The organism is Sphingomonas yabuuchiae (assembly GCF_001477495.1).
GTDB lineage: Bacteria > Pseudomonadota > Alphaproteobacteria > Sphingomonadales > Sphingomonadaceae > Sphingomonas > Sphingomonas yabuuchiae_A.
The window spans coordinates 295,860-318,931 of sequence record NZ_LDTF01000007.1; the positions used below are offsets into that span (position 1 = coordinate 295,860).

A 23,072-nucleotide genomic window follows, 5' to 3' on the forward strand; every position below is an offset into this window, starting at 1 on the left:
GAGAAGAAGAGGGGAGGCGTTCGTTTGGAATGCCCCCCCTTGACCCATCAAGCCGCTACCGTTCCCATCGGCGCGGCGGCGCGGACGCCATCGTCGACATGATCGGCGAACTGCCGGAAGTTTTCGTTGAACAGGCCGACCAGCTTGGCCGCCGTCGCGTCATAGGCGGCCTTGTCCGCCCAGGTGTCACGCGGGTTCAGGATCGCGGCATCGACGCCGGGCACCGATACCGGAACCTGGAAGCCGAAATTGGGGTCGGTGCGGAACTCGACCTGGTTCAGGCTGCCGTCCAGCGCGGCGTTGAGCAGCGCGCGGGTCGCCTTGATCGGCATGCGATGGCCGACGCCGTACTTGCCGCCGGTCCAGCCGGTATTGACCAGCCAGCAATCGACCCCGCCCTTGGCGATCCGTTCCTTCAGCAGATTGCCATAGACCGACGGATGACGCGGCATGAAGGGCGCGCCGAAGCAGGTCGAGAAGGTTGCGTCCGGCTCGGTCACGCCGATCTCGGTCCCCGCCACGCGGGCGGTATAGCCGGACAGGAAGTGATACATCGCCTGTTCGGGCGTCAGCTTGGCGATCGGCGGCAGGATGCCGTACGCGTCCGCCGTCAGCATCACGATGTTGCGCGGCACACCCCCCATATTGTCCTTCGACGCATTGGGGATGAAGTCGATCGGATAGGCCCCGCGGCTGTTCTCGGCCAGGCTGTTGTCGTTTAGGTCGAGCTGGCGCGTGACCGGGTCCATGACGACATTCTCGAGCACCGTGCCGAAGCGCTTGGTCGTCGCGAAGATTTCCGGCTCGGCCTCGGGCGACAGGCGGATCATCTTGGCATAGCAGCCGCCCTCGAAATTGAAGACCGCCGTGTCCGACCAGCCATGCTCGTCATCGCCGATCAGCGTGCGGCTGGCATCGGCCGACAGGGTCGTCTTGCCGGTGCCGGACAGGCCGAAGAACACCGCGGTCGAACCGTCCGCGCCCATATTCGCCGAACAGTGCATCGGCATCACGCCCGTGGTCGGCAGCAGATAGTTGAGCAGCCCGAAGACCGACTTCTTCATCTCGCCCGCGTAGCGCGTGCCGCCGATCAGGATCAGCTTCTCGGTCATGTTGACCGCGATCACCGTCGACGAGCGGCAGCCGTGGCGCGCCGGATCGGCGCGGAAGCTGGGCAGGTCGATGATGGTGTATTCGGCGGCGAACTTGCGCAACTCATGCTCTTCGGGACGGACCAGCATCGTGCGGATGAACAGATTGTGCCAGGCCAACTCGGTCACGACGCGGACGCGGACTCGGTGCTCGGGCTGCGATCCGCCATACAGGTCCTGAACGAACAGGTCCTCCTTCTGGCCGAGCGCGGCGAAGAAATCGGCCTTCAGGGCGGCGAAATCGTCGGGGCTCATGGGCTTGTTGGTCTTGCCCCACCAGACGGTGTCGCGCGTCGTGTCGTCGCGGACCATGAACTTGTCCTGCGCCGAACGGCCGGTGTGCTCGCCCGTCTCGACGACCAGCGGACCGTCGGCCGACAGCTTGCCCTCACCGCGTGCGACGGCAGTTTCGATCAGCCGTGCGGTAACGAGGTTCCAATGCAGGGTGGCGCGGGTCTCGATCCCCTGGGCCTGCAGACCGATCTCCGGAATCCGTTCGTTCATAAGAGCTTCCTCGTTCCCCTAGGCGGCGGGTCCTGACGGCCCGGCGCTGTTTCACCGCACGCGAATACGTATGCGTTGGATCGTTCCATACGCCATTTGTTTAACACGTCAAACACGCTCTGTGGCGAAGATGGTTGAGCCGTGTCTCACTTTGGCTTAACCGAGGGCCATGGCGGTCTTTTCGCATGACACGGGTCCGGGGGCGGTCGCATGACGGCCACCATTGCGCTGGTCGATGACGACCGGAACATCCTGACCTCCGTATCGATCGCGCTTCAGGCCGAGGGTTTCGTGACGCGCGTCTATGCGGATGGCGAGGCGGCGCTGAAGGCGCTGATTGACAACCCGCCGGACCTGGCGATCTTCGACATCAAGATGCCACGCATGGACGGATTGGAGCTGCTCCGCCGCCTGCGTGAAAAAAGCCAGATTCCCGTCATTTTCCTGACGAGCAAGGACGACGAACTGGACGAGGCGTTGGGCCTCGCGATGGGCGCGGACGACTATATCGCCAAGCCCTTTTCGCAGCGGTTGCTGATTGCGCGTATTCGGGCGATCCTGCGCCGGTCTGAATATGTCGGCACGCCGCAGGGTGCGCCCGCCGCCGATGTGCAGGGCCCGCTGACCCGTGGGCAGCTTGCCATGGACCCGGCGCGGCACCGCGTGACGTGGAAGGGTGAGGCGGTGACGCTGACCGTCACGGAGTTCCTGATCCTGGAGACGCTGGCACAGCGGCCGGGCATCGTGCGCACGCGCAACCAGTTGATGGATGCGGCCTATCAGGACGATATCTATGTCGATGACCGCACGATCGACAGCCATATCAAGCGCCTGCGCCGCAAATTTCGTCAGGTAGACCCTGAATTCGACGCCATCGAGACGCTCTATGGCGCCGGTTACCGATTCTCCGAGGAGTGAAGCCCCCGACCTGGCGTTGCGCTGGTCGGGCCAGATTTCGCTGACCCAGCGGATTCTGGCGCTCAACATCTTTGCGCTGCTGCTGCTCGCGGGTGGGTTCTTCTATCTGGACTCCTATCGCGCCCGGCTGCTCGACAACCGGGAGGCCCAGTCGCTGCGTGAAGTGCGGTTGATGGGCGAGGCGCTGAGTTCGGTACGCAGCGAGGAACGCGATCTGCTGGTCGTCCGGCTGGCGCGCGATACGGGGGGGCGCATCCGGCTGTTCGATGCCGCCGGGCGGCTGGTCGCGGACAGCCGGGCGCTGGGCGTGCGCAACGTCGTGCTTCGCGATCCGGACAAGCAGGATTGGGGGCAGGCGATCGCCCGCTTCCTGGACGCCGGGATCGACACCGTGGTCGGCGCGGCCCGGCCGCCGCTCTATCGCGAGCGTCGCGGCGGGGCGGAATGGCCGGACATCCGCGCGGCGCGGGAAGGACGGGTCTCCGCCTCGGTGTGGCGCGCGCCTGATCGCACGCCGGTTATCACCGCCGCCGCGCCGTTGCCGGACGGCGCGGCGCTCATGGCGACCGAGAATGCGCGCTTCATCACCGAGACGGTCCGGATCGAACGGTTTCGGTTGAGCGTGTTGCTGGCGTTGGTGGCGCTGATTTCGGTGCTGTTGTCACTGTTCTTGGCGCGCACCATCGTCCGCCCGTTGCGGCGGCTGGCACGCGCGGCTGTGCGGGTTCGACTGGGCCGGGCGCGCGAGGTCGTGGTGCCGCGCCTGCCCGATCGTCGCGACGAGCTGGGCATGCTGGCCCGCGCCCTGTCCGACATGAGCCTGGCATTGCGAGCGCGGATCGACGCGACCGAGGCTTTTGCTGCGGACGTGACTCACGAGCTGAAGAACCCGCTTGCTTCGCTTCGCTCCGCCGTCGACACGCTCGAGACGGTCCACAATCCGGATCTTCAGGCGCAATTGCTCGCGATCGTTCGCGACGATGTGCGCCGTCTCGATCGGCTGATCACCGACATTTCCGACGCCTCGCGGCTCGATGCCCAGCTAAGTCGGGCCAAGTTCGATCCCGTCGATCTGAACGCACTCCTCGCCGGGCTGATCGCCCAGCGTGAGGCGCGCGGGGTCGAGCGGGGCATTCGCCTCCGCTTCGATTCGACCGAGCCGGGTCCGGCGATGGTGTCCGGCGAAGGGGCACGGTTGGAGCGGGTCTTCGAGAACCTGATCGACAACGCCCTATCCTTTTCTCCCGACGAGGCGGTGGTCGCGATCAGCCTTGCGGGTGAGCCGGATGACTGGGTTGTGCGGGTCGAGGACGAGGGGCCGGGCGTGCCCGAGGAAGCGCGTGAGGCGATCTTCCGTCGCTTCCACTCGATCCGCCCCAGTTCGGAGAATTTCGGACGCCATTCCGGGCTGGGCCTCGCCATCGCCCGCACCATCGTCGAGGCGCATCAGGGACGCATCCATGTCGAGTCGCGTGAGGACCGGATGAGCGGAGCCCGTTTCGTGGTACGCCTGCCGCTGGCCGCGATCGTCTGATGGGTGAGCTTGTCCATGCCACCTGCGTGACGATCGGGGGGATCGGGGTGATGCTCTGCGGGACTTCGGGGACGGGCAAATCCGATCTGGCGCTGAGGTTGATCGACCGAGGGGCTGTGCTGATCGGGGACGATTATGTAGAGGCGACGGCCAGGGACGGCGCTCTTCACGTCGCCGTGCCGGATCGGATCGCCGGACTTATCGAGGTTAGGGGCATCGGCATCCTGTCTTTTCCGTACCAAGCCGCTGCGACCATTGGCGTCGTCGTGGAATTGCTGGCCGATCCAAATATCGAAGAACGCCTGCCCGAGGCCCGACAGACCGTGATCGCGGGCGTCTCACTTCCTATCTATAGGCTCAACCCGCGCCCCGCTTCGGCCCCGATCAAGGTCGAGCTGCTGGCATCACGCCTCAAGGAATGCCCGTAATGGACCGAAAACGCATCTTGCTGGTGACCGGCATGTCCGGGGCCGGCACCTCGACCACGCTCAAGACGCTGGAAGACCTGGGCTGGGAGGTGGTCGACAATCTCCCGCTATTCCTGCTGAACGGCCTGCTGGAGGCCGCGCCGCCCAAGGGCATGGAGGGCAAGAACAGACCGCTGGCGATCAGCATCGGCGTGCGCACCCGCGACTTCGCGCCCGACCAGATCACCCAGAGTATCCGGCGTCTGAACGAGCGCCCCAATCTCGCCATCGAGACGCTGTTCCTGAATTGCGGCGGCGCGGAGTTGAAGCGCCGCTATGCCGAGACGCGGCACCGCCATCCGCTGGCGATGGACCGGGCCGCGGATGACGGCATCGCGCATGAGCGTGCCCTGCTGGCCCCGGTCCGCGACATGGCGGACCGGTTGCTCGACACGACCAACATGACCAGCAATGACCTCGGCAACTGGCTGCGCGCCAATTACGCGGTCGACGGTCTGAGCGAGCCGGTGCTGACGGTGATGTCCTTCGGCTTTTCCAAAGGGCTGCCGCGCAACGCCGACCTGGTCTTCGACATGCGGTTCCTGCGCAACCCGCACTGGTCGGCCGAGCTGCGTCCGGGCACCGGCTTGGACCAGGGGGTCATTGACTATATCCGGCATGACCCGGCCTATGAGACGGCCGTGGGGCAGATCGAGACGCTGCTCGACACGCTCGTGCCGCGCTATATCGCCAGCGGGAAATCCTACATCACCGTCGCGATAGGCTGTACCGGCGGGAGACACCGATCGGTCCATGTCGCCGAACGCATCGCGGGACGGTTGCGCCAGAGCGGTTTTTCCCCCACGGTGGTGCATCGTGATTTGGGTGCCGTGCCGAAAGACTCCTTGGAAGCCAGGCCGGCCAAACAATGATGGATATGCGTGTCTGACATGATCGGTCTGGTTCTGGTGACGCACGGGCGGCTCGCCGATGAGTTCGTGACCGCGATGATACATGTGGTCGGCCCGCAGGAGCGGATCGCCACCATCGCGATCGGGCCGGAGGATGACATGGAGGAACGGCGCGCCGACATCGCCGCCGCCATCGCCACCGTCGATGCCGGGCGCGGTGTGATCGTCCTGACTGACCTGTTCGGTGGCACGCCGTCCAACCTCGCCATCTCGCTGATGGAGCGGGGCCGGGTCGAGGTGATCGCAGGGATGAACCTGCCCATGCTCATCCGGCTAGGATCGGCGCGCAAGTCGATGCAGGTCGTCGATGCCGTCGCCGCCGCGCGCGAGGCCGGGCGCAAATATATCTCGGTCGCATCCGAAGTGCTGGGCGAGGCCGCCGCATGACCGAACAGACGCGCACCGTCCTGATCACCAACCGCCGGGGCCTCCATGCGCGTGCCAGCGCCAAGTTCGTGACGCTGGCCTCCACCCAGCCTTGCGAGGTGCGGGTGGCCAAGGACGGCAGCACGGTGACGGGCACCTCGATCATGGGCCTGATGATGCTGGGCGCCGCGATGGGCGACACCATCACGATCAGCGCGGCTGGCGACGGCGCCGACACGACGGTCGAGGCGCTTGCCGCGCTGGTGGAAGCGAAGTTCGGCGAAGACTGATGCCCCGTGAAATTACCGCTTATTCCAACCCGCTGATCAAGTGGGCGCGCGACCTGCGTGACAAGCGCCATCGCAAGCAATCGCGGCAGTTCCTGGCCGAGGGCCTCCGCATCCTGACCGAGGCACGGGAGACGGGGCGGCTGCCGACCCTGCTATTCTATGCCCGGCCATCGGCGGGGCATCCGCTGGTCCGCGACCTGATCGCGGCGGTCGAGGCGTCGGAGGGCGAGGCGATCGAGACGACGCCGGACATTCTGTCAAAGCTGTCGGGCAAGGACAATCCGCAGGCCGTGGTCGGCGTGTTCGAGGAATTGGGCGTTACGCTCGACGAGTTGGACCGCTCCGCATCCGGTATCTGGCTGGTTGCCGAACGTCTGCGCGATCCAGGCAATCTGGGGACCATCCTGCGCACCGGCGATGCGGTCGGGGCAGGGGGACTGATCCTGGTCGGCGAATGCGTCGATCCCTTTTCCGTCGAGGCGGTGCGGGCCAGCATGGGCGCGCTGTTCACCGTGCCGATCGTGCGCACCGAGTGGCAGCCTTTCCTCGACTGGCTGCGACAGGGGCCGGGGCAGCTTGTGGGGCTCAGCCTCGACACCGACACGGACTATCGCGCCGCGCCCTATGCCGCGCCGACCTTCCTGCTGACCGGGAATGAGGCGCAGGGTATGCCACCCGAATATGCCGAGGCGTGCGACACGCTGGTCAAGATCCCGATGCTGGGCAAGGCCGACAGCCTGAACGCGGCGGTGGCGACGGCGGTCATGGCCTATGAGGTGCTGGCGCAGCAGCGCGGCTGATCAGGCTTCGGGCTCGATCGGCTCGACCAGCAAGGTCCCGCCATCGACATGCGCGACCCGTAAGCGGGTGCCACCTGCCGCATCCGGGCCGCGCACCGGCCATTCGCCATCGCCCAGCCGGGCGCGGCCTTCGCCGCCGATGATGGGGGTGGTCACGGTGACGATCTGCCCGCGCAGCCGCCGGGCGGGTTCGTTGAGGATAGGGGCGTCGCTCTCCACCGGAAAGTCGCGATACCATCGGCGCCCGATGACCACGCATACCACGCTCCAAACGGCGAAATCGGCCAGTTGCAGCCCGATCGGCAAGTCCGGCAGAGCCCAGCTCGTCAGCGCGGTCACGCCTGCGGCCACGGCAAGGAAGATCAGGAACACCCCCGGGACCAGCAACTCGGCGATCCCGAGCGCCAAGGCCCCCGCCAGCCAGAGTGCGGCGGGGTCGAGGTCTCCGATCGTCATGACGGAGACTGGTCGAACGGTCCCGGCTTGGTGGTGACGCGCGGGGTCGCGGCGTCGGGTTTATTGCCGCCGAGCGCCTCCTTGGCCAGTTCGCCGATGCCGCCCAGCGTGCCGATCAATTGGGTCGCCTCGACAGGGAACAGGATGGTCTTGGCATTGGGGCTGGTCGCGAACTTGCCGACCGCCTCGACATATTTTTGCGCGATGAAATAGTTGATCGCCTGGGTGCCGCCCGACTCGATCGCCTCCGACACGACGCGGGTCGCCTTGGCCTCCGCCTCGGCCGCGCGTTCGCGGGCCTCGGAGTCGCGATAGGCCGACTCGCGGCGACCTTCGGCTTCCAGGATACGGGCCTGCTTCTGCCCCTCGGCGCGAAGGATTTCGGAGGCGCGCGAACCTTCGGCTTCCAGGATGTTGGCGCGCTTCTCGCGTTCGGCCTTCATCTGGCGGGCCATGGCGTTGACGATGTCGACCGGCGGACGGATGTCCTTGATCTCGACGCGGGTGATCTTCACGCCCCAGGGCGTCGTCGCATGGTCGACGACATTCAGCAGTCGCGCGTTGATTTCGTCACGCTTCGACAGCGTCTCGTCCAAGTCCATCGAGCCCATGACGGTCCGCAAATTGGTCGTCACCAGGTTCAGCAGCGCGACGTAGAGGTCCGACACCTCATAGGCCGCCTTGGGCGCGTCCAGCACCTGAAAGAACACGACACCGTCGGTCGAGATCATCGCATTGTCCTTGGTGATGATCTCCTGCCCGGGAATGTCGATCACCTGCTCCATCATGTTCACCTTGCGGCCGACACGATAGAAAAAGGCGGGGTAGAAGTTGAAACCGGGGATCGCCGTGCCCGTATAACGGCCGAAATGCTCGATCGTGTACTGATAGCCCTGGCGGACGATCTTGATCGACATCATCAGATACATCAGCACCAGCAGGACGGCGAGCGCGGCGATAATCAGGCCCATGGACGGCTTCCCCCATAATCGGTCCGTCAGTGTTCTAGCATGGCGATGCACCAAGGGCCTAGCGGGAACGGCTTGCTTTGGTTACATGGCCCGCCACTTGTTCCCTCCGCAGGATTTGGCAGCCCCATGGATATCCGCCTCGGCCTCACCTTCGACGACGTGCTCCTCATACCCCAGGAGTCCGACGTTCTGCCGAGCACCGCAGACACGCGGACGCAACTGACCCGCACGATCGCGCTCAACATCCCCGTCCTGTCGGCGGCGATGGATACCGTGACCGAGGCCGACATGGCGATCGTCATGGCGCAGCTGGGCGGCATGGGCGTTCTTCACCGCAACCTGACCGTCGAGCAACAGGTCGCCGCCGTCCGCCAGGTCAAGCGGTTCGAGAGCGGCATGGTGGTCAATCCGATCACCATCTCGCCGACCGCGACGCTGGCCGAGGCGCAGGCGCTGATGGCGCGGCACCGGATCAGCGGCATTCCCGTCGTGGAGTTCGACGGTCGCCTGGTCGGCATCCTGACCAACCGTGACGTGCGCTTCGCCGAGAATCCGCAGCAGCCCGTGTCCGAGCTGATGACGCATGAGGATTTGGCGACCGTGAAGGTCGGCGTCGGCCAGGACGAGGCGCGCCGCCTGCTCCATGCGCGCCGGATCGAAAAGCTGCTGGTCGTCGATGACAGCTATCGCTGCGTGGGCCTGATCACGGTCAAGGATATCGAAAAGGCCGTTACCTATCCGTCGGCGACCAAGGACGGCTCGGGGCGCCTGCGCGTCGCCGCCGCCTCGACGGTGGGAGAGAAGGGTTTCGAGCGCACCCGTGCCCTGATCGAGGCCGAGGTGGACTGCGTCATCATCGATACCGCGCATGGCCATAACCGCGACGTCGCGCGGGCGGTCGAGGCCGCCAAGAAGCTGTCCGACTCGGTGCAGGTGATCGCAGGCAACGTCGCGACCGCCGCCGCCACCCGCGCGCTGATCGACGCGGGCGCGGATGCGGTGAAGGTCGGCATCGGGCCGGGCTCGATCTGCACCACCCGCGTCGTCGCGGGCGTCGGCGTGCCTCAGCTGACCGCCGTCATGGACTGTGCCGAGGAAGGCTGGAAGGCCGGTGTGCCGGTGATCGCCGATGGTGGTCTGCGCACTTCGGGCGATCTCGCCAAGGCGCTGGCGGCGGGCGCTGGCGCCTGCATGGTCGGCTCGTTGCTGGCGGGCACCGAAGAGGCACCGGGCGAAACCTTCCTGTATCAGGGCCGTGCCTATAAATCCTATCGTGGCATGGGCTCGGTCGGGGCCATGGGTCGCGGTTCGGCGGATCGTTACTTCCAGGGCGACATCAAGGATCAGATGAAGCTGGTGCCCGAGGGCATTGAGGGCCAGGTCGCTTACAAGGGCCCGGCGCGCGACGTCATTCATCAGCTGGTCGGCGGCATCAAGGCGGCAATGGGCTATACCGGTTCGGCGACGCTGAAGGATCTGCGCGAGCGGGCGCAGTTCGTCCAGATCACGGGCGCGGGCCTGAAGGAAAGCCACGTCCATGACGTGACGATCACGCGGGAAGCTCCCAATTACCCGACCCGCTAAGCTGACGGAGCGCTTCGCATGACCCCCGGCGCCCGCACCCAGGCGGCGATCGAGTTGCTGGACGAGATCGTCGCCGCGGCCGCCAGCGGCGGTGCGGCGGCGGACACGTTGATCGCGCGCTATTTCGCTACGCGCCGCTACGCCGGGTCCAAGGATCGGCGCGCGGTGCGCGAGCTGGTCTATGCCGCCATTCGGCAGGCCGGGCCGGTGCCCTCGTCCGGGCGTGCGGCCGTGCTGGCGGTGGCCGACCAGGACCCCGCGCTTGCGGCGACGTTCGATGGGACGGGCCATGGGCCTGCGCCCATCAGGCCCGATGAGCCGCGCGCCGAAGGCGGGGTTGCGCCCGCCTGGTTGGTCGAGGCGCTGACCGCCTCCGGCCTGGATGCCGCGCATCAGGCCGCGCTGGTCGATCGGGCCCCGCTCGACCTTCGGGTCAACGCCTTGGCGACGACGCGGAACGCGGTCTTGGAGCAATGGTCCGACGCCACCGCGACGCCGCATGCGCCGATGGGTATTCGCCTGCCCAACGGAACGCCGGTCGAGCAGTCCGACCTGTACCGCGCCGGACTGGTCGAGGTGCAGGACGAAGGTAGCCAGCTGGTCGGCGAGGCTCTGGCGGCGAAGCCGGGTGAATGGCTGGTCGACCTCTGCGCCGGGGCAGGGGGCAAGACCCTCCAGCTGGCGGCGGCGATGAACAATCAGGGTGCGCTGTTGGCCTGCGATATCGACCGGGCAAGGCTGCAGAGACTGGCACCCAGGGCCGAACGGGCGGGGGCCTCGATTATCGAGAGCCGCTTGCTCAACCCCGGTCGCGAAGCAGAGATGCTCGCTGACTGGGCGGCCAAGGCGGACGGCATGCTGATCGACGCCCCCTGTTCCGGTACCGGAACCTGGCGACGCAATCCCGAGGCGCGCTGGCGTCTGACCCCGGAGCGGCTGGCCCGTTTGAGCGCGATGCAGACGCAGGTGTTGGACATCGGTGCTGGTCTGGTCAAGCCGGGCGGGCGGTTGGTCTATATCGTCTGTTCGCTGCTCGATGCCGAAGGGAGCGGGCAGGTGACGGCCTTCCTGTCGCGCCATCCCGGCTGGTCGGCCGAGCCGATCGAACCGGGGATCGGAACCCCGCACGGCCTGGGCCAGCGGCTCGATCCCGCCACCCATGGCACGGACGGCTTTTTTGTCGCCTGCCTCCGGGCGCCATGCTAGCATCGAGCCCAGTGCCACGTCCGGAGTTCCTCATGCGTTTGTCGTCCCTGGCTGCTGCCGCCGCGTTGGCAGTGGTTTCGCTTTCCACTTCGCTCAGCGGCCAGCGCCCGGACAGCCAGATCGACGCCCGTTCGATGCAGTTGCTGGAACAGGCGCGCGGGCTCAAGGCGGCGGGCAATCTGGACGGTGCGACCGACATGCTGGAGACGGCCGTGACGGTCGATCCGCGCAACCGGGCGGCATTCATCCTGCTCGCCGAGGTGGCGGATGCGCGCGGCCTGCCGGGCAAGGCGATCCGCCTGTATCGCGAGGCGCTGTTGCTCGATCCCAACGACACGCGGGCATTGCGCGGGCAAGGCGAGGCCCTGGTTCAGCGCGGTGCGGTGGCGCGCGCGAAGGACAATCTCGCCAAGATCAAGACGCTCTGCAAAACCGACTGCGCGGATGCGACCGCGCTCTCCGCGCAGATCGCCAAGGGGCCGCCAGCTACGGTGACAACGGCGCAGGTCGATACGAAGAGTACGGCGACGCCATAAGAGGTTTGCCAAATCCTCCCCTGCAAGGGGAGGGGGACCAGCGAAGCTGGTGGAGGGGTGTCCCGCTGTCGAGAGGAGGGACACCCCTCCGTCAGGGCTTTGCCCTGCCACCTCCCCTGCAAGGGGAGGAATAAGAGATTTCACCCCAAAGCGCGGGCGAGAGCGACGAACTCTTCCACCGAGAGTGTTTCGGCCCGACGCGCGGGATCGAGGCCGATCGCTTCCATCGCTTCCACCGCACCTGCGACGGGCTTCAAACTTTGGCGCAGCATCTTGCGGCGCTGGCCGAACGCCGCGGCCGTCAGGCGTTCGAGGGTGCGGAAGCTGACGCCCTCGGGGGCAGGCTTGGGCGTGATGTGGACCACCGCCGACATCACCTTGGGCGGCGGCGTGAAGGCTGAACGGTGGACTGGCATCGCGATGCGCGATTCGCTCCGCCATTGGGTCAGCACGGCCAGACGACCATAGGAGGATTGGTCGGGCGCCGCGACGATCCGCTCCGCCACTTCCTTCTGGAACATCAGCGTGCAGGACTGCCACCAGGGCAGCCACGCGCCCGACAGCCAGCCGACCAGCAGTGGCGTGCCGACGTTATAGGGAAGGTTGGAGACGATATGCGGCTTGGTGTCGAACAACTCGGAGGCGTTTATGCGCAGGGCGTCGCCCTCGATCACCTTGAGCCTATCGGGAAACGCCTCGGCCAGTTCGGCGAGCGCGGGGATGCAGCGGCGGTCGCGTTCGATCGCCGTGACCTTGGCCCCCGCCATCAACAGCGCGCGGGTCAGGCCGCCGGGGCCGGGACCGATCTCCAGCACTGGCTTGTCGGTCAGATCACCGGGGATGGCGGCGATCCGCGCCAGCAACTGGCCGTCGAACAGGAAATTCTGACCCAGCGACTTGGCGGCGGACAGGCCGTGGCGCGCGATGACGTCGCGAAGGGGAGGAAGCGGGGTGACGGGATCCATATCAGGCGGCCGCTTCGGCCCGGCGCTGCGCGGCCTCACCGGCCATCGCGATGGCCGCGATCATCGCGCCGGGATGCGCGGCATCCTGCCCCGCCAGGCCAAAGGCGGTGCCATGGTCGGGCGAGGTGCGCACGATGGGCAGCCCCAGGGTGATATTGACGCCTTCGTCGAAATGCAGCGTCTTGATCGGCACCAGTGCCTGGTCGTGATAGCAGCAGAGTGCGGCGTCGTAGCGGGCGCGGGCACGCGGATGAAACAGCGTATCCGCCGCGTACGGCCCGCTCGCGTCGATCCCCTCGGCGCGAAGCTGCGCGATGGCGGGTTCGAGGATGTCGATTTCCTCGCGCCCGATCGCGCCGCTCTCGCCCGCATGGGGGTTCAACCCGGCGAAGACGAGCCGAGGCTCGCGGATTCCGAAATTCTTGCACAGCCCACGCGCGGTTGCACGCCCCTTGGCGACGATCAGTTCGACCGACAACAGGCTCGACACCGCCGCCAGCGGGACATGGGTGGTGATCGGCACGACCCGCAGGGACGGCCCCGCCAGCATCATGACCGCATTCTCGCCCGCCACGCCGCAGCGTTCGGCGACGAACTCGGTCTGGCCGGGATGGGTGAAGCCGATATCGTAGAGCTGCGCCTTGCTGACCGGCCCGGTCACGAGCGCGCTGGCCGCGTCGGAGCGCACCAGCCCGACTGCCAGCTCCAATGCGTGAAGCGCGCACCGTGCGCCCTCCACATCGGGTTGGCCGGGGCGGATTTCGCCCGCATCGTCAACCGACAGGATCGGCAGCGCCTCGTCGAATGCGGCGACCGCGGCCGCCATGTCCGAGACGCGGATGGTCGGGCCGTTCCAGACCCGCGCGATCGCGCGCGAGTCCCCGACCGCGAGGAAGGGCGGCAGCCCCGCCTCCCGCCGCGCGGCCCAGGCCTTGGCGATGATCTCCGGCCCGATCCCGGCCGGGTCGCCCATCGAGATCGCGAGCGGCCGGATCATCTTAACGATATTCGATCACCGCGTCGCGACGAAGGTCGCGCATCTTCTGGTTCGCGCGCAGGTTGACCCGCTGCTGCTCGACCTGATTCTGGATCTGGTCGTTGGTCGGTAGATTGCCCGAGCGCGGCTCTTCGCGACCGCAAAGCACCAGCGAGCGGACGCCCTGTTCCGGCGAGCCGAAGGGCGGCGTCGCCTCACCGACCTGCAGCTTCAGCAGGATTTCCTGAAGCGGGGCGGGCAGCTGGCGGATCGTCACCTGATCATTGTCGACCACCTCGGCCTTCAGCGCGGTCGCGACACGCTGCACGTCGCCGCAGCCACGGATCGCCTGGGTCGCCTTGGCGAACTCGGCCGCGCGGGCGCTGGCCTGGGCCTGGGTGGTACCCGCCGGGAACTTGACCGTCAGCTGCTTGAGCGACAGCCGCGAATCGCGCGGATCGGCAGTCAGGACCTGGCGTTTGTCGGTCAGGTACAGGATCGAAAAGCCGCCCGGAATCTGGATCGGTCCCGCGACCTGGCCGACCTGCATCTGCCCCACGGCAGCCTGAAGCTCCGGCGGCAGCTGCGCCGCGCGGACCCAGCCCAGATCGCCGTTCACCGCGCGGGTCGAAGCCTCGGAGAAGCTGCGTGCGAAATATTCGAAGGGCTGCTGGCCCTTCTGGATTTCGCCGATGATCTGGCGGGCATTGTTGAACACCTGCTGCCCGGTCGCCTCGTTGGCGGAAAGGAAGATTTCCTTGAGGTTGTATTCCTCGGTGCCCTTGGCGGCTTCCAGGCGATTGCGGATCGCGGTCACTTCCTCGTCGCCGACATTGACGAACGGCTCGACCCGCTTGCGCAGATAACGGCTCCACGCCAGCTCACCCTCGATCTGGCGGCGCATCGACTTTTCCGACGAACCGACCTGGCGGAGGAAGGTGTTCATCGCGGCGGGCGTCTTGCCGAACTGCTGCGAGAAGCGGGCATAGGCCTGGTTGATCTCGTCGGGCGTGACGGTGATCTCGGCTGTCTTGGCCTCCTGGATCTGCAACGTTTCGTCGATCAGCTGACGCAGGATCTGCATGCGCAGGCGGTCGCGATCCTCGGCCGACAGGTTGTTCACATTGTTCAGCGCCATGGCCAGCGCCATGCGCTGGTCGATGTCGGTCTGGGTCAGCACCGTGTCGTTGACGATGGCGGTCGGCTTGCGGACATTGGGGTCCAGCTTGCCGAACAGCTGCATGTTGGACGGGATGTTCAGCCCGCCCGTGTCCGGCACGGCCTGATCCGGAACGGTCTGCGCCAGCGCGCCGGTCGCCAGTGCGACCAGCATCATCGTTGCGCCCGCGCGAAGGCGGCGGCCCTTGGTACGAATGTCGTGCTTCACCGTGTCTGTGATCCTCATCGCGCCTGATGGGGCGCGTAACCGTCGCGATATGGGTCGACCATGCTGAATACCGGCTTAGCGACCGAGATTGGTGAAGGCCAGAGTCAACAGGAAGCTGTTGCCCGCCCGGGCGTCGCCGGTGTTCACATAGTCGCGCCGCCAGGTGAAGCCGAGCCGCAGGCAGTCATCCTCATACTGCACGCCGACCCGGTGCCGAATCGGATCGAAGCCGTTCGACAGCGACAACGCATCCTCCGACCGGTCGGTCAGGTCGATGACGGTCGATCCGAACGCCGACCAGAAGCGGGCGAACTGCACCCGACCGGCCAGGCGCACTTCCTCGCGGTCCTGCAGATCCTCGATCGAGGTGAAGATGTTCCGTTTCAGGCGCAGATAGCCGACCTGCGCATAGGTGGTGCGCGATCCGACCGTCGCGTCGATCTCGTTCCGCCGCACCGCGAAACTGTCCTTGTCCAGCCGGAAGCGATGGGTCAGCGAGACGAAGTCGCGGAACCGCATCTCCGTCCGCCCGACGATGTCCGACCAGCGATCCGACAGGCCGGTGCCCGGATAGAGGATGGTCGGCCGGTCGTTCAGGCGGAAGCTCTGCCCGACGATCGTGTCGAAGGTGAAGCCCGGCAGGGTCAGCGCCCATTGCGCGCCATAGGTGATGCGCGTCGAATCCTCGAACCGATCGTAACCGGGGAAGCGGTTCAGCGCGAAGAGGTTGGAATCCTCCAGATCGACCGAGCGTGCGTCTTCGTTGGGAATTTCTATATTCTCGATCTTCGGGCTGGCGACGATCTGCACACGCGGGGTGAAGCGCTGGCTGCCGCCCCAGAGTTCGCCGACGAACGGCCATTTGACGTCCACCGCCAGCGCCCCGATGCCGCGCCCCTGGAACCCGGCCAGCCCCTGATAGACCAAAGGCGTCGAGGCGATGTTGTTGGCATTATAGGCGTCGGCCCGGCCATAGGCGGTGAAGGTCACCTCCTGGCCCCAGTTGGTCAGGCGGCGCAGGTCCCAACGCATGCTGGCAAAGGCGCGTTGCGTATCCTGTCCCGCCGTCCGGCTGATGGCCAGCGTGTTGAGCTGCACCTCGAACTTGCCGCCGAGCAGCCCGTCGTCGAACCGGCGACGATAGTCGAGCTCGGGCAGCGCGATCGGCTGCTGCCCCTGTGGATCGTTGACGCGCAGCGTTTCGACATACCAGCCGGTCAGCGAGAAATAGCTGTTGGCGTCGATATGCTCCAGGCTGGCGGTGGTGCGCAGCCGGTCGTCGCGGGAAATGTCATAACGGCGCAGGAAGGTGCGGTCGGTGGTGATCCGCATCGAGCCGGACAGGCTCCATTCCGGTGAGAACTGATAGCGCCCGACCGCATCCAGATAGCCGCGAAAGGCCTGGCTGGTATCGGTCGGGTTCAGCGTGTTCAGGTCATCGCTACGACGGCTGGCCGTGCCATAGCCGGTGATGCGGAACGCGCCTTTCGTGGTCAGCGCTTCGTATTGCGCTTCCAGCATCGGAAGCACCGCCGTGAAGACGTGCGGCGTGACGGTCAGGCCCTTGTTGGGAGCCAGACGCCAATAATAAGGGACCGCGACCTCGACCCCGTTCACCCGGTCCAGCCGAATATCGGGCGTCAGGAAACCGCTGTCGCCACCCGAACCGACCGGCGCAGACAGGCGCGGCAATGGAATGGTCGGCAGGCCGAACAGGTTGAGCTTGGCGCCGTTGAAATAGACGCGCTCCCGATCGGGGCGATAGGTGACGCGGACGGCGGTGATCTTCCAGGACGGCTCCTTGGGGCAGCCCTCCGACGTCTCGACCGCGCAAGGCGTGTAGGCGGCACGTTCCAGATTGACAGTGCCGTCCTGCTGGCGGGTGCCGCGCACGGCGGCCAGGCGACCACCCTGTTCCAGCACGACCAGCATATTGTCGACCACGCCGTCCTTCAGCGAGTCGGTCAGCTCGATCTGGTCGCCATAGGCGATATCGCCCTGAGGATTGGTGACGGCGATATTGCCGGTCGCCAGCACCTTTCCGGTCTTGCGGTTCCAGGTCACCTTGTCGGCGCGCAGCCGCTCGCCCTCGCGCAGCATCCGGACTTCACCGGTCGCCGTCACGATATCGGCGTTGATGTCATATTCCAGCTGGTCGGCGCTGAAGCGAACCTGGTCGGGATTGGTCGGGGCCGGGCCTTCGCTGGGTGGCGGCGAGACGGGGCGATCCTGAAGGTCCTGCGCCACCGCAGGCATGGCCATGAACAGGGCGAAGGGCAGGGCGCTGCCGGTCAGAAGCGTCATTCTGCGCACGATGATTGCTGTTCCGTCCTTGCCGACACGATGATGAAGCCTCCCCCGGCAGGGCGACGCCTTGAAAGCCCTGCCTATCGCATCACCGGCGGCTTGCTGCAATCGCGCGCTTGCCACGACGATCCAAGAGCCTAGATGATAGCAACTGTTACCAGTTCAGCAGAGGGTTTCCATGCAGATCGCCTTTACCTCCACCGTCGAAGCCGGTGACGTGCTCGTCCTTCCCTTTCCGAAGGATGCGGTCGATACCGGCCGGATCGACGGGGAGGGTGCGGCCGCGCTCGCCAAGGCGGCGGTCGACGCCGCGCGCTTCAAGGGGGAGGCCGGTTCGATCGTCGAGCTGTTCGCCGCCGTCGGCGGCGCGCCGCGCCGCGTCCTGATGGTGGGTGTCGGCGAAGGCAAGGAAGCCGATTGGCGCAAGGCGGGCGGCGCGGTGACGGCCAAGCTACTGACCAACGCTTCGTCGGCATCTGTCGATCTGACTGGCCTGTCGACCAGGCCTGCCGCCGATGCGGTCGCGAGCTTCGCCGGTGCTGCTGTGCAACGTGGTTGGCGGCATGACGTGTACCGCACCAAGCTGCCCGAAACGTCGAAACCCACGCTGACCCGTATCGCCATCGTCGGCGCGGGTGACGAGGCCGAGGCGGCCTATGCGCGTATCCATGCGGTCAATGGCGGGCTGGAACTGACGCGCACGCTCGTCTCCGAGCCGCCGAACAAGCTCTACCCGGAAACCTTCGTCGAACGCGTCCTGAACGACGTCGAGGGCCTGGGCCTGGAAGTCACCGTGCTGGACGAGGCGCAGATGCGCGACCTGGGCATGGGCGCGCTGCTGGGCGTCAGCCAGGGTTCGGTGCGCGAAGGACGCCTGCTGGTTCTGAAGTGGAATGGCGGCGCGGCCGATGCGGAAACGTTGGCGCTGGTCGGCAAGGGCGTGACCTTCGACACGGGCGGCATCTCGATCAAGCCTGCCGCCGGTATGGAAGACATGAAGTGGGACATGGGCGGCGCCGGCGCGGTCGCGGGTGCGATGAAGGCGATCGCGGCCCGCAAGGCCAAGGCCAATGTCGTCGGCGTCATGGGCCTGGTCGAGAACATGCCCGATGGCAATGCACAGCGTCCCGGTGACGTCGTCACCTCGATGTCGGGCCAGACGATCGAGGTCATCAATACCGATGCCGAAGGCCGCCTGGTCCTGTGCGATGCGCTGACCTGGGTCCAGAAGACGCATGCGCCTTCGACGATCGTCGACCTCGCCACGCTGACCGGCGCGATGATCATCAGCCTGGGCAGCGAGCATGGCGGCCTGTTCGCCAACGACGACACGCTGGCCGAATCGCTGCTGGCGGCGGGCACCGCGACGGGCGAGAAGCTGTGGCGCTTCCCGCTGGCCGACGCCTATGACAAGCTGATCGACAGCCAGATCGCGGACATGAAGAATGTCGGCCCGCGCGGCGCCGGTTCGATCACCGCGGCCCAGTTCCTGAAGCGTTACATCAACGAAGGGGTCGCCTGGGCGCATCTGGACATCGCGGGCATGGTCTGGTCGGACAAGCCGGGCGTGAACCACGACAAGGGCGCGACCGGTTACGGCGTTCGCCTGCTCGACCAGTTCGTCGCGGACCGGTTCGAGGCGTAAGTCGGGTAAGGGGCGGCGCGATGCAGGTCGATTTCTATCATCTGACGATCGCGCCGCTCGACCGTCTGCTGCCCGTCATCGCCGAGCGGGTGATGACGGGGGGCGGGCGGTTGCTGATCGTCAGCGGCGACGCCGACCAGCGCGCCGCGCTCGACCGGCAACTCTGGATGATCCCGGCGGACGGCTTCCTTCCCCATGCCCAGGCGGGCGAGGGTGACGATGCCGCCCAGCCGGTGCTGATCGCGGGCGAGGTTCAGCCGACCAATGGCGCCCGTCACGTCGCACTGGCCGATGGCGTGTGGCGCGACGAGGCGCTGGCCTTCGACCGGGCGTTTCACTTCTTCGACGGCGATCGCATCGGCGAGGCGCGCACCGCATGGAAGGCGCTGGCCGACCGCGAAGGCGTCGAGCGGCGATACTGGAAACAGAACGACCAGGGGCGCTGGGAACAGGCGGCCTGACAGTCCTTCCCGGCACGGGAGGATCAACTTACCATAAGACATTGCATTGGCCTTCCGCCCCGACTAGGGCGACGCCACTTCCAGCCAACTCATTTATTCAGGAGCTGCGTGACCATCATGGCCGCGAACCGTACCTTTTCGATCATCAAGCCCGACGCGACCCGCCGCAACCTGACCGGCGCCGTCACCAAGATGCTGGAGGAAGCCGGCCTGCGCGTCGTCGCCTCGAAGCGCATCCAGATGACTCGCGAGCAGGCCGAAGGCTTCTATGCGGTCCACAAGGAGCGTCCCTTCTTCAACGATCTGGTCGAGTTCATGATCTCGGGTCCGGTCGTCGTGCAGGTGCTCGAGGGCGAGAACGCGATGCAGCGTAACCGCGACATCATGGGCGCGACCAACCCGGCGAACGCCGAGCCGGGCACGATCCGCAAGGAACTGGCCGAGTCGATCGAAGCCAACACCGTCCATGGTTCGGACTCGGACGAGAACGCCGAGATCGAGATCGCCTACTTCTTCAAGCCGGAAGAAATCGTCGGCTGATGGAATGGCGGCTGCGACGGGCCAAGCCGGGCGATGCGCCCGCGCTGTCGCTCGTCGCGGCCGCCACCTTCCTCGAGACGTTTGCCGGGACCATCGCCGGTCCCGACATGGTGCGCCATTGCGCATTGAATAGCTCGCCCGCCAAGTTCCACGCTTGGATCACCGATCCGGCCTGCGTGGCGACCCTGGCGGAGCATCCCGACGGCGCGGCGCCGATCGGCTACACGCTCCTCACACCTCCCGATCTGCCGATTGAGACGGATGCCGGGGATATCGAGCTTCGTCGCATTTATACCCTGTCCCTGACGAGCGGCACCGGCCTGGGGCACAGGCTTATGGCCTTGGCGATCGACGACGCGCGTGCCATGGGCCGCCGCCGCATGTTGCTGGGCGTGCTCGGCATCAACGAACGCGCCCGCATTTTTTACGAGCGGGAAGGCTTTGCCCTGGCAGGGACCCGGCAGTTCCGGGTCGGCGACACCGTCTTTGACGATGTCGTTTACGCTCGAGACCTTTAACCCCGCCGGGCCGCCCAAGCCGCGTCGAGCTTGGCGGTGGTGCCGTTCCGGTCGCGCAGCCGCAAGCCCTCCAGCCGCAGCGTCCGCCCGCGCAGAAAACGACCATGCGTGCTCCAGATGATATCGTAGAGGCCGGTGACCGTGCGTGCGGTGTCGCCGTCCCAGTATCGTACGGTAATGAGCGTGGGCAGGCGCCCCTCTCGTGTGTCCGCCTTGCCATCGGTCAGGGCGAGGATCGGTCCGGCGATCGGGTCTGCCTCGATGGCCGGATCGCCAACCGGGGCCTGACGGCCGATGCCGGATGCCTTGGGGAAGTCGATCGCGACGTCCTGAAGGTCATGATTCGGATCGCGCAGTAACAGGCGGCGGCCGTCCCCCTCGACCGTGGCGGTCAGGTCGAGTCGGGCACGCTCCTGCCGCTGGGCGCTGGCGGTGGCCGCCTTGTCCTCGGCGTCGCTGCGCCGCTGCGACCAATTGAGATAGAGCGTCAGCGCCGCCACCATCAGTCCGGCGACCGCCACGAACTCCGCCAGCGTCAGCAAACGCCGCCGCGATTTAGCACGTTCGGCAGCCTCTTTGCCGGCCGGTTCGCTCATCGCCCGCCCGCCTCCAGCAATTCGGTCGGCGCGACCAGTTCCCAGCTGCGCGCGATCCGATCCTCGACGAGCGTCCAGTCGCTGTCGGCGCTGAGCGTCACTTCGCTCCAGTGCGGTTCCTGTCCTTCGTCGGCGACGCACAGATGAATGGCCGACGAGGTTCCGCTCACCCGGAGAAAGGGCGAACCCTTGACCAGGAAGTGGATTTCGCCGTCGCCACCCTGCTCGGTCGTGCCGGGCAGCAGCATGGCGATGTCGCGGATGCGGGACAGGAAATCGGTCATCGACGCACGAACTCCGTGAGTATTTGCGGGTACAATCGATGCTCCTCAACGAGCACGCGCGCCGCAAGTGCCGCCGCATCGTCACCGGGCAGGATCGGAACCTCCGCCTGGCCCAGCACCTCGCCGTCATCCAGTTCCTCGGTCACGACATGGACCGAGCAGCCCGCCTTGGCATCGCCCGCCGCAATCGCGCGTTCATGCGTGTCGAGGCCCTTGTAGAGCGGCAGCAGCGAGGGATGGATGTTCAGGATGCGTCCCTGCCAGCGCGCAACGAAATCACCCGACAGCAGCCGCATATAGCCCGCCAGCGCGACGACCTCGACGCCCGCATCGCGCAGCGCCCGGTCGATCGCCGCCTCATAGGCCGGTTTACCGGTCCCCTTGGGCGACAGGGCGAAGGTGGCGATGCCCTGTTCCCGCGCCCAGGCCAGCCCGGCCGCCTCCGGCTTGTCGGAGGCGACAAGCGCGACCTGATAGGCCGCACCCGCTGCCCGCGAGGCCGATACCAGCGACTGCATGTTGGAACCCCGGCCGGAAATCAGGATGCCGACCTTGACCGGCTCCTTAGCCGACATGGGTCGCGGTCCAGTCCGCCTTGGCGCTCCACGTTCCGGCCGAGCCCTTTACGGTGCAGCCGCGCTCGCCCGCTTCGACACGGCCGATGGTCACGACCGTCTCACCCGCGGCGCGCAGCGTTTCGGCCAGCGCTTCCGCCTGGTCGGCCGCGACGATCACCGCCATGCCGACGCCGCAGTTGAAGGTGCGTGCCATTTCCTCGGGCTCGATCCCGCCCTGTGCCTGGAGGAAGGCCATCAGGCGCGGCTGTTCCCAGCCATCCGCATCGACCACGGCATGGGCCCCCTTCGGCAGCACGCGCGGAATATTTTCGAGCAGGCCGCCGCCGGTGATGTGCGCGAGCCCCTTGATCGTGCCCGCCTTGATCGAGGGGAGCAGCGAGCGGACATAAATCCGAGTCGGGGCCATCAGCGCCTCGATCAGCAGCACGTCCTGATCGAACAGCGCCGGGCGATCGAGCTTCCAGCCCTTGTCGGCGGCCAGGCGGCGAACCAGCGAGAAGCCGTTGGAATGGACGCCGGACGAGGCCAGGCCCAGGATCACTTCGCCGTCGCCGATGGTCGCGCCGGTCAGCACCTGGTCGCGCTCGACCGCGCCGACGCAGAAGCCCGCCAGATCATAATCGCCCGGTGCATACATGCCCGGCATCTCGGCCGTCTCGCCGCCGATCAGGGCGCATCCGGCGATACGGCACCCTTCGGCGATCGAGGCGATCACGCGCTCCGGCACATCGCCTTCCAGCTTGGCGGTCGCGTAGTAATCCAGGAAAAATAGCGGCTCGGCGCCCTGCACCACGAGGTCGTTGGCGCACATGGCGACCAGATCGATGCCGACGCCGTCATGGCGGTCATGCTCGATCGCGAGCTTCAGCTTGGTGCCGACGCCGTCATTGGCCGCGACCAGCAGTGGATCGGCGAAACCGGCGGCCTTCAGGTCGAAGAAACCGCCAAAGCCGCCCAGGTCCGCATCCGCGCCCGGCCGTCGCGTCGCCTTGGCGAGCGGGCCGATCGCGCGGACCAGCGCGTTACCGGCGGCGATCGAAACGCCAGCATCGGCATAGGTGTAGGACGTGCCCTTTTCGGCGGGCGAGGGGGTGGCGGACGGCGTGCTGTTGTCGGTCATG

At 66.6% G+C, this 23,072-nt stretch carries 25 protein-coding genes; 14 read left to right on the plus strand and 11 right to left on the minus strand.

Annotated features, from left to right (window positions below; all coding sequences use genetic code 11):
• Positions 1-47: 47 nt before the first annotated feature.
• On the minus strand, positions 48-1,655 hold the full coding sequence (locus NS355_RS02635) for a phosphoenolpyruvate carboxykinase (RefSeq protein ID WP_058744232.1): 1,608 nt from the start codon (positions 1,653-1,655) through the stop codon (positions 48-50).
• 210 nt (positions 1,656-1,865) lie between these two features.
• Between NS355_RS02635 and NS355_RS02640 the strand changes: the two genes are divergently transcribed.
• The 7 genes from NS355_RS02640 to NS355_RS02670 are packed head-to-tail and all read left to right on the plus strand — an operon-like array spanning position 1,866 to position 6,941.
• Positions 1,866-2,573 (plus strand): response regulator transcription factor, encoded by a 708-nt coding sequence (locus tag NS355_RS02640; protein ID WP_058744233.1) that lies wholly within the window; start codon positions 1,866-1,868, stop codon positions 2,571-2,573.
• Entirely contained in the window at positions 2,542-4,107 is a 1,566-nt protein-coding gene (locus NS355_RS02645; RefSeq protein ID WP_058744234.1) for a sensor histidine kinase, read from the plus strand. The genes NS355_RS02640 and NS355_RS02645 overlap by 32 nt, the downstream gene beginning before the upstream one ends.
• Positions 4,107-4,535 (plus strand): HPr kinase/phosphorylase, encoded by a 429-nt coding sequence (locus NS355_RS02650; RefSeq protein ID WP_058744235.1) that lies wholly within the window; start codon positions 4,107-4,109, stop codon positions 4,533-4,535. Before NS355_RS02645 ends, NS355_RS02650 begins: the two co-directional genes overlap by 1 nt.
• Positions 4,535-5,446, plus strand: a complete 912-nt coding sequence (gene rapZ, locus NS355_RS02655; protein WP_153008002.1) for an RNase adapter RapZ — start codon at positions 4,535-4,537, stop codon at positions 5,444-5,446. Before NS355_RS02650 ends, rapZ begins: the two co-directional genes overlap by 1 nt.
• 18 nt (positions 5,447-5,464) lie before the next feature.
• Positions 5,465-5,872: a PTS sugar transporter subunit IIA gene (locus NS355_RS02660; RefSeq protein WP_042482384.1), complete on the plus strand. Its 408-nt coding sequence runs from the start codon at positions 5,465-5,467 to the stop codon at positions 5,870-5,872.
• Positions 5,869-6,141 (plus strand): HPr family phosphocarrier protein, encoded by a 273-nt coding sequence (locus tag NS355_RS02665; RefSeq protein ID WP_058744237.1) that lies wholly within the window; start codon positions 5,869-5,871, stop codon positions 6,139-6,141. The genes NS355_RS02660 and NS355_RS02665 overlap by 4 nt, the downstream gene beginning before the upstream one ends.
• Positions 6,141-6,941, plus strand: a complete 801-nt coding sequence (locus tag NS355_RS02670; protein ID WP_058744238.1) for a TrmH family RNA methyltransferase — start codon at positions 6,141-6,143, stop codon at positions 6,939-6,941. Before NS355_RS02665 ends, NS355_RS02670 begins: the two co-directional genes overlap by 1 nt.
• Here NS355_RS02670 and NS355_RS02675 read toward each other — a convergent pair whose 3' ends face one another.
• Together NS355_RS02675 and NS355_RS02680 are read right to left on the minus strand one after the other, a co-directional pair.
• Positions 6,942-7,397 (minus strand): NfeD family protein, encoded by a 456-nt coding sequence (locus NS355_RS02675; protein ID WP_058744239.1) that lies wholly within the window; start codon positions 7,395-7,397, stop codon positions 6,942-6,944.
• Positions 7,394-8,368 carry an SPFH domain-containing protein gene (locus tag NS355_RS02680; protein WP_058744240.1) on the minus strand — a complete coding sequence of 325 codons (975 nt, stop codon included), beginning with the start codon at positions 8,366-8,368 and terminating at the stop codon, positions 7,394-7,396. The genes NS355_RS02675 and NS355_RS02680 overlap by 4 nt, the downstream gene beginning before the upstream one ends.
• Before the next feature lie 126 nt (positions 8,369-8,494).
• On the opposite strand from NS355_RS02680, the gene guaB reads away from it, so the two are divergent.
• The 3 genes from guaB to NS355_RS02695 are packed head-to-tail and all read left to right on the plus strand — an operon-like array spanning position 8,495 to position 11,694.
• On the plus strand, positions 8,495-9,952 hold the full coding sequence (guaB, locus tag NS355_RS02685) for an IMP dehydrogenase (protein ID WP_058744241.1): 1,458 nt from the start codon (positions 8,495-8,497) through the stop codon (positions 9,950-9,952).
• An 18-nt stretch (positions 9,953-9,970) separates the two neighbouring features.
• On the plus strand, positions 9,971-11,158 hold the full coding sequence (locus NS355_RS02690) for an RsmB/NOP family class I SAM-dependent RNA methyltransferase (protein ID WP_058744242.1): 1,188 nt from the start codon (positions 9,971-9,973) through the stop codon (positions 11,156-11,158).
• Positions 11,159-11,190: 32 nt separating this feature from the next.
• Positions 11,191-11,694, plus strand: coding sequence for a tetratricopeptide repeat protein (locus NS355_RS02695; RefSeq protein ID WP_058744243.1), 504 nt, complete (start codon positions 11,191-11,193; stop codon positions 11,692-11,694).
• A 140-nt stretch (positions 11,695-11,834) separates the two neighbouring features.
• Here NS355_RS02695 and rsmA read toward each other — a convergent pair whose 3' ends face one another.
• Genes rsmA through NS355_RS02715 form a run of 4 tightly spaced genes read right to left on the minus strand, consistent with a single transcriptional unit; the run spans position 11,835 to position 17,326 of the window.
• A complete protein-coding gene (rsmA, locus tag NS355_RS02700) occupies positions 11,835-12,659 on the minus strand; it encodes a 16S rRNA (adenine(1518)-N(6)/adenine(1519)-N(6))-dimethyltransferase RsmA (RefSeq protein ID WP_058744300.1) in 825 nt (274 codons plus the stop codon).
• Position 12,660: 1 nt separating this feature from the next.
• Entirely contained in the window at positions 12,661-13,656 is a 996-nt protein-coding gene (gene pdxA, locus NS355_RS02705; RefSeq protein ID WP_084787444.1) for a 4-hydroxythreonine-4-phosphate dehydrogenase PdxA, read from the minus strand.
• Position 13,657: 1 nt separating this feature from the next.
• Positions 13,658-15,040 (minus strand): peptidylprolyl isomerase, encoded by a 1,383-nt coding sequence (locus tag NS355_RS02710; RefSeq protein ID WP_058744244.1) that lies wholly within the window; start codon positions 15,038-15,040, stop codon positions 13,658-13,660.
• Between the two features lie 57 nt (positions 15,041-15,097).
• The gene (locus tag NS355_RS02715; RefSeq protein WP_209445007.1) at positions 15,098-17,326 is read right to left on the minus strand and encodes an LPS-assembly protein LptD; all 2,229 of its coding nucleotides are present in this window, start codon (positions 17,324-17,326) and stop codon (positions 15,098-15,100) included.
• 181 nt (positions 17,327-17,507) lie between these two features.
• On the opposite strand from NS355_RS02715, the gene NS355_RS02720 reads away from it, so the two are divergent.
• The 4 genes from NS355_RS02720 to NS355_RS02735 all read left to right on the plus strand — a co-directional run bounded on the left by NS355_RS02720 (position 17,508) and on the right by NS355_RS02735 (position 20,493).
• Positions 17,508-18,974, plus strand: a complete 1,467-nt coding sequence (locus NS355_RS02720; RefSeq protein ID WP_058744246.1) for a leucyl aminopeptidase — start codon at positions 17,508-17,510, stop codon at positions 18,972-18,974.
• 20 nt (positions 18,975-18,994) lie between these two features.
• Positions 18,995-19,435 (plus strand): DNA polymerase III subunit chi, encoded by a 441-nt coding sequence (locus NS355_RS02725; protein WP_058744247.1) that lies wholly within the window; start codon positions 18,995-18,997, stop codon positions 19,433-19,435.
• A 117-nt stretch (positions 19,436-19,552) separates the two neighbouring features.
• Positions 19,553-19,975 carry a nucleoside-diphosphate kinase gene (gene ndk, locus NS355_RS02730; protein ID WP_007403624.1) on the plus strand — a complete coding sequence of 141 codons (423 nt, stop codon included), beginning with the start codon at positions 19,553-19,555 and terminating at the stop codon, positions 19,973-19,975.
• Complete coding sequence (locus tag NS355_RS02735) at positions 19,975-20,493, plus strand: GNAT family N-acetyltransferase (protein ID WP_058744248.1); 519 nt, start codon at positions 19,975-19,977, stop codon at positions 20,491-20,493. Before ndk ends, NS355_RS02735 begins: the two co-directional genes overlap by 1 nt.
• On the opposite strand, the gene NS355_RS02740 is transcribed toward NS355_RS02735, so the two are convergent.
• The 4 genes from NS355_RS02740 to purM are packed head-to-tail and all read right to left on the minus strand — an operon-like array spanning position 20,490 to position 23,071.
• Positions 20,490-21,089, minus strand: a complete 600-nt coding sequence (locus NS355_RS02740; RefSeq protein WP_058744249.1) for a hypothetical protein — start codon at positions 21,087-21,089, stop codon at positions 20,490-20,492. The genes NS355_RS02735 and NS355_RS02740 overlap by 4 nt on opposite strands.
• On the minus strand, positions 21,086-21,373 hold the full coding sequence (locus NS355_RS02745; protein WP_058744250.1) for a hypothetical protein: 288 nt from the start codon (positions 21,371-21,373) through the stop codon (positions 21,086-21,088). The genes NS355_RS02740 and NS355_RS02745 overlap by 4 nt, the downstream gene beginning before the upstream one ends.
• Complete coding sequence (gene purN / locus NS355_RS02750) at positions 21,370-21,948, minus strand: phosphoribosylglycinamide formyltransferase (protein WP_058744251.1); 579 nt, start codon at positions 21,946-21,948, stop codon at positions 21,370-21,372. The genes NS355_RS02745 and purN overlap by 4 nt, the downstream gene beginning before the upstream one ends.
• On the minus strand, positions 21,938-23,071 hold the full coding sequence (purM, locus tag NS355_RS02755; RefSeq protein WP_058744252.1) for a phosphoribosylformylglycinamidine cyclo-ligase: 1,134 nt from the start codon (positions 23,069-23,071) through the stop codon (positions 21,938-21,940). Before purM ends, purN begins: the two co-directional genes overlap by 11 nt.
• Position 23,072 lies beyond the last annotated feature (1 nt).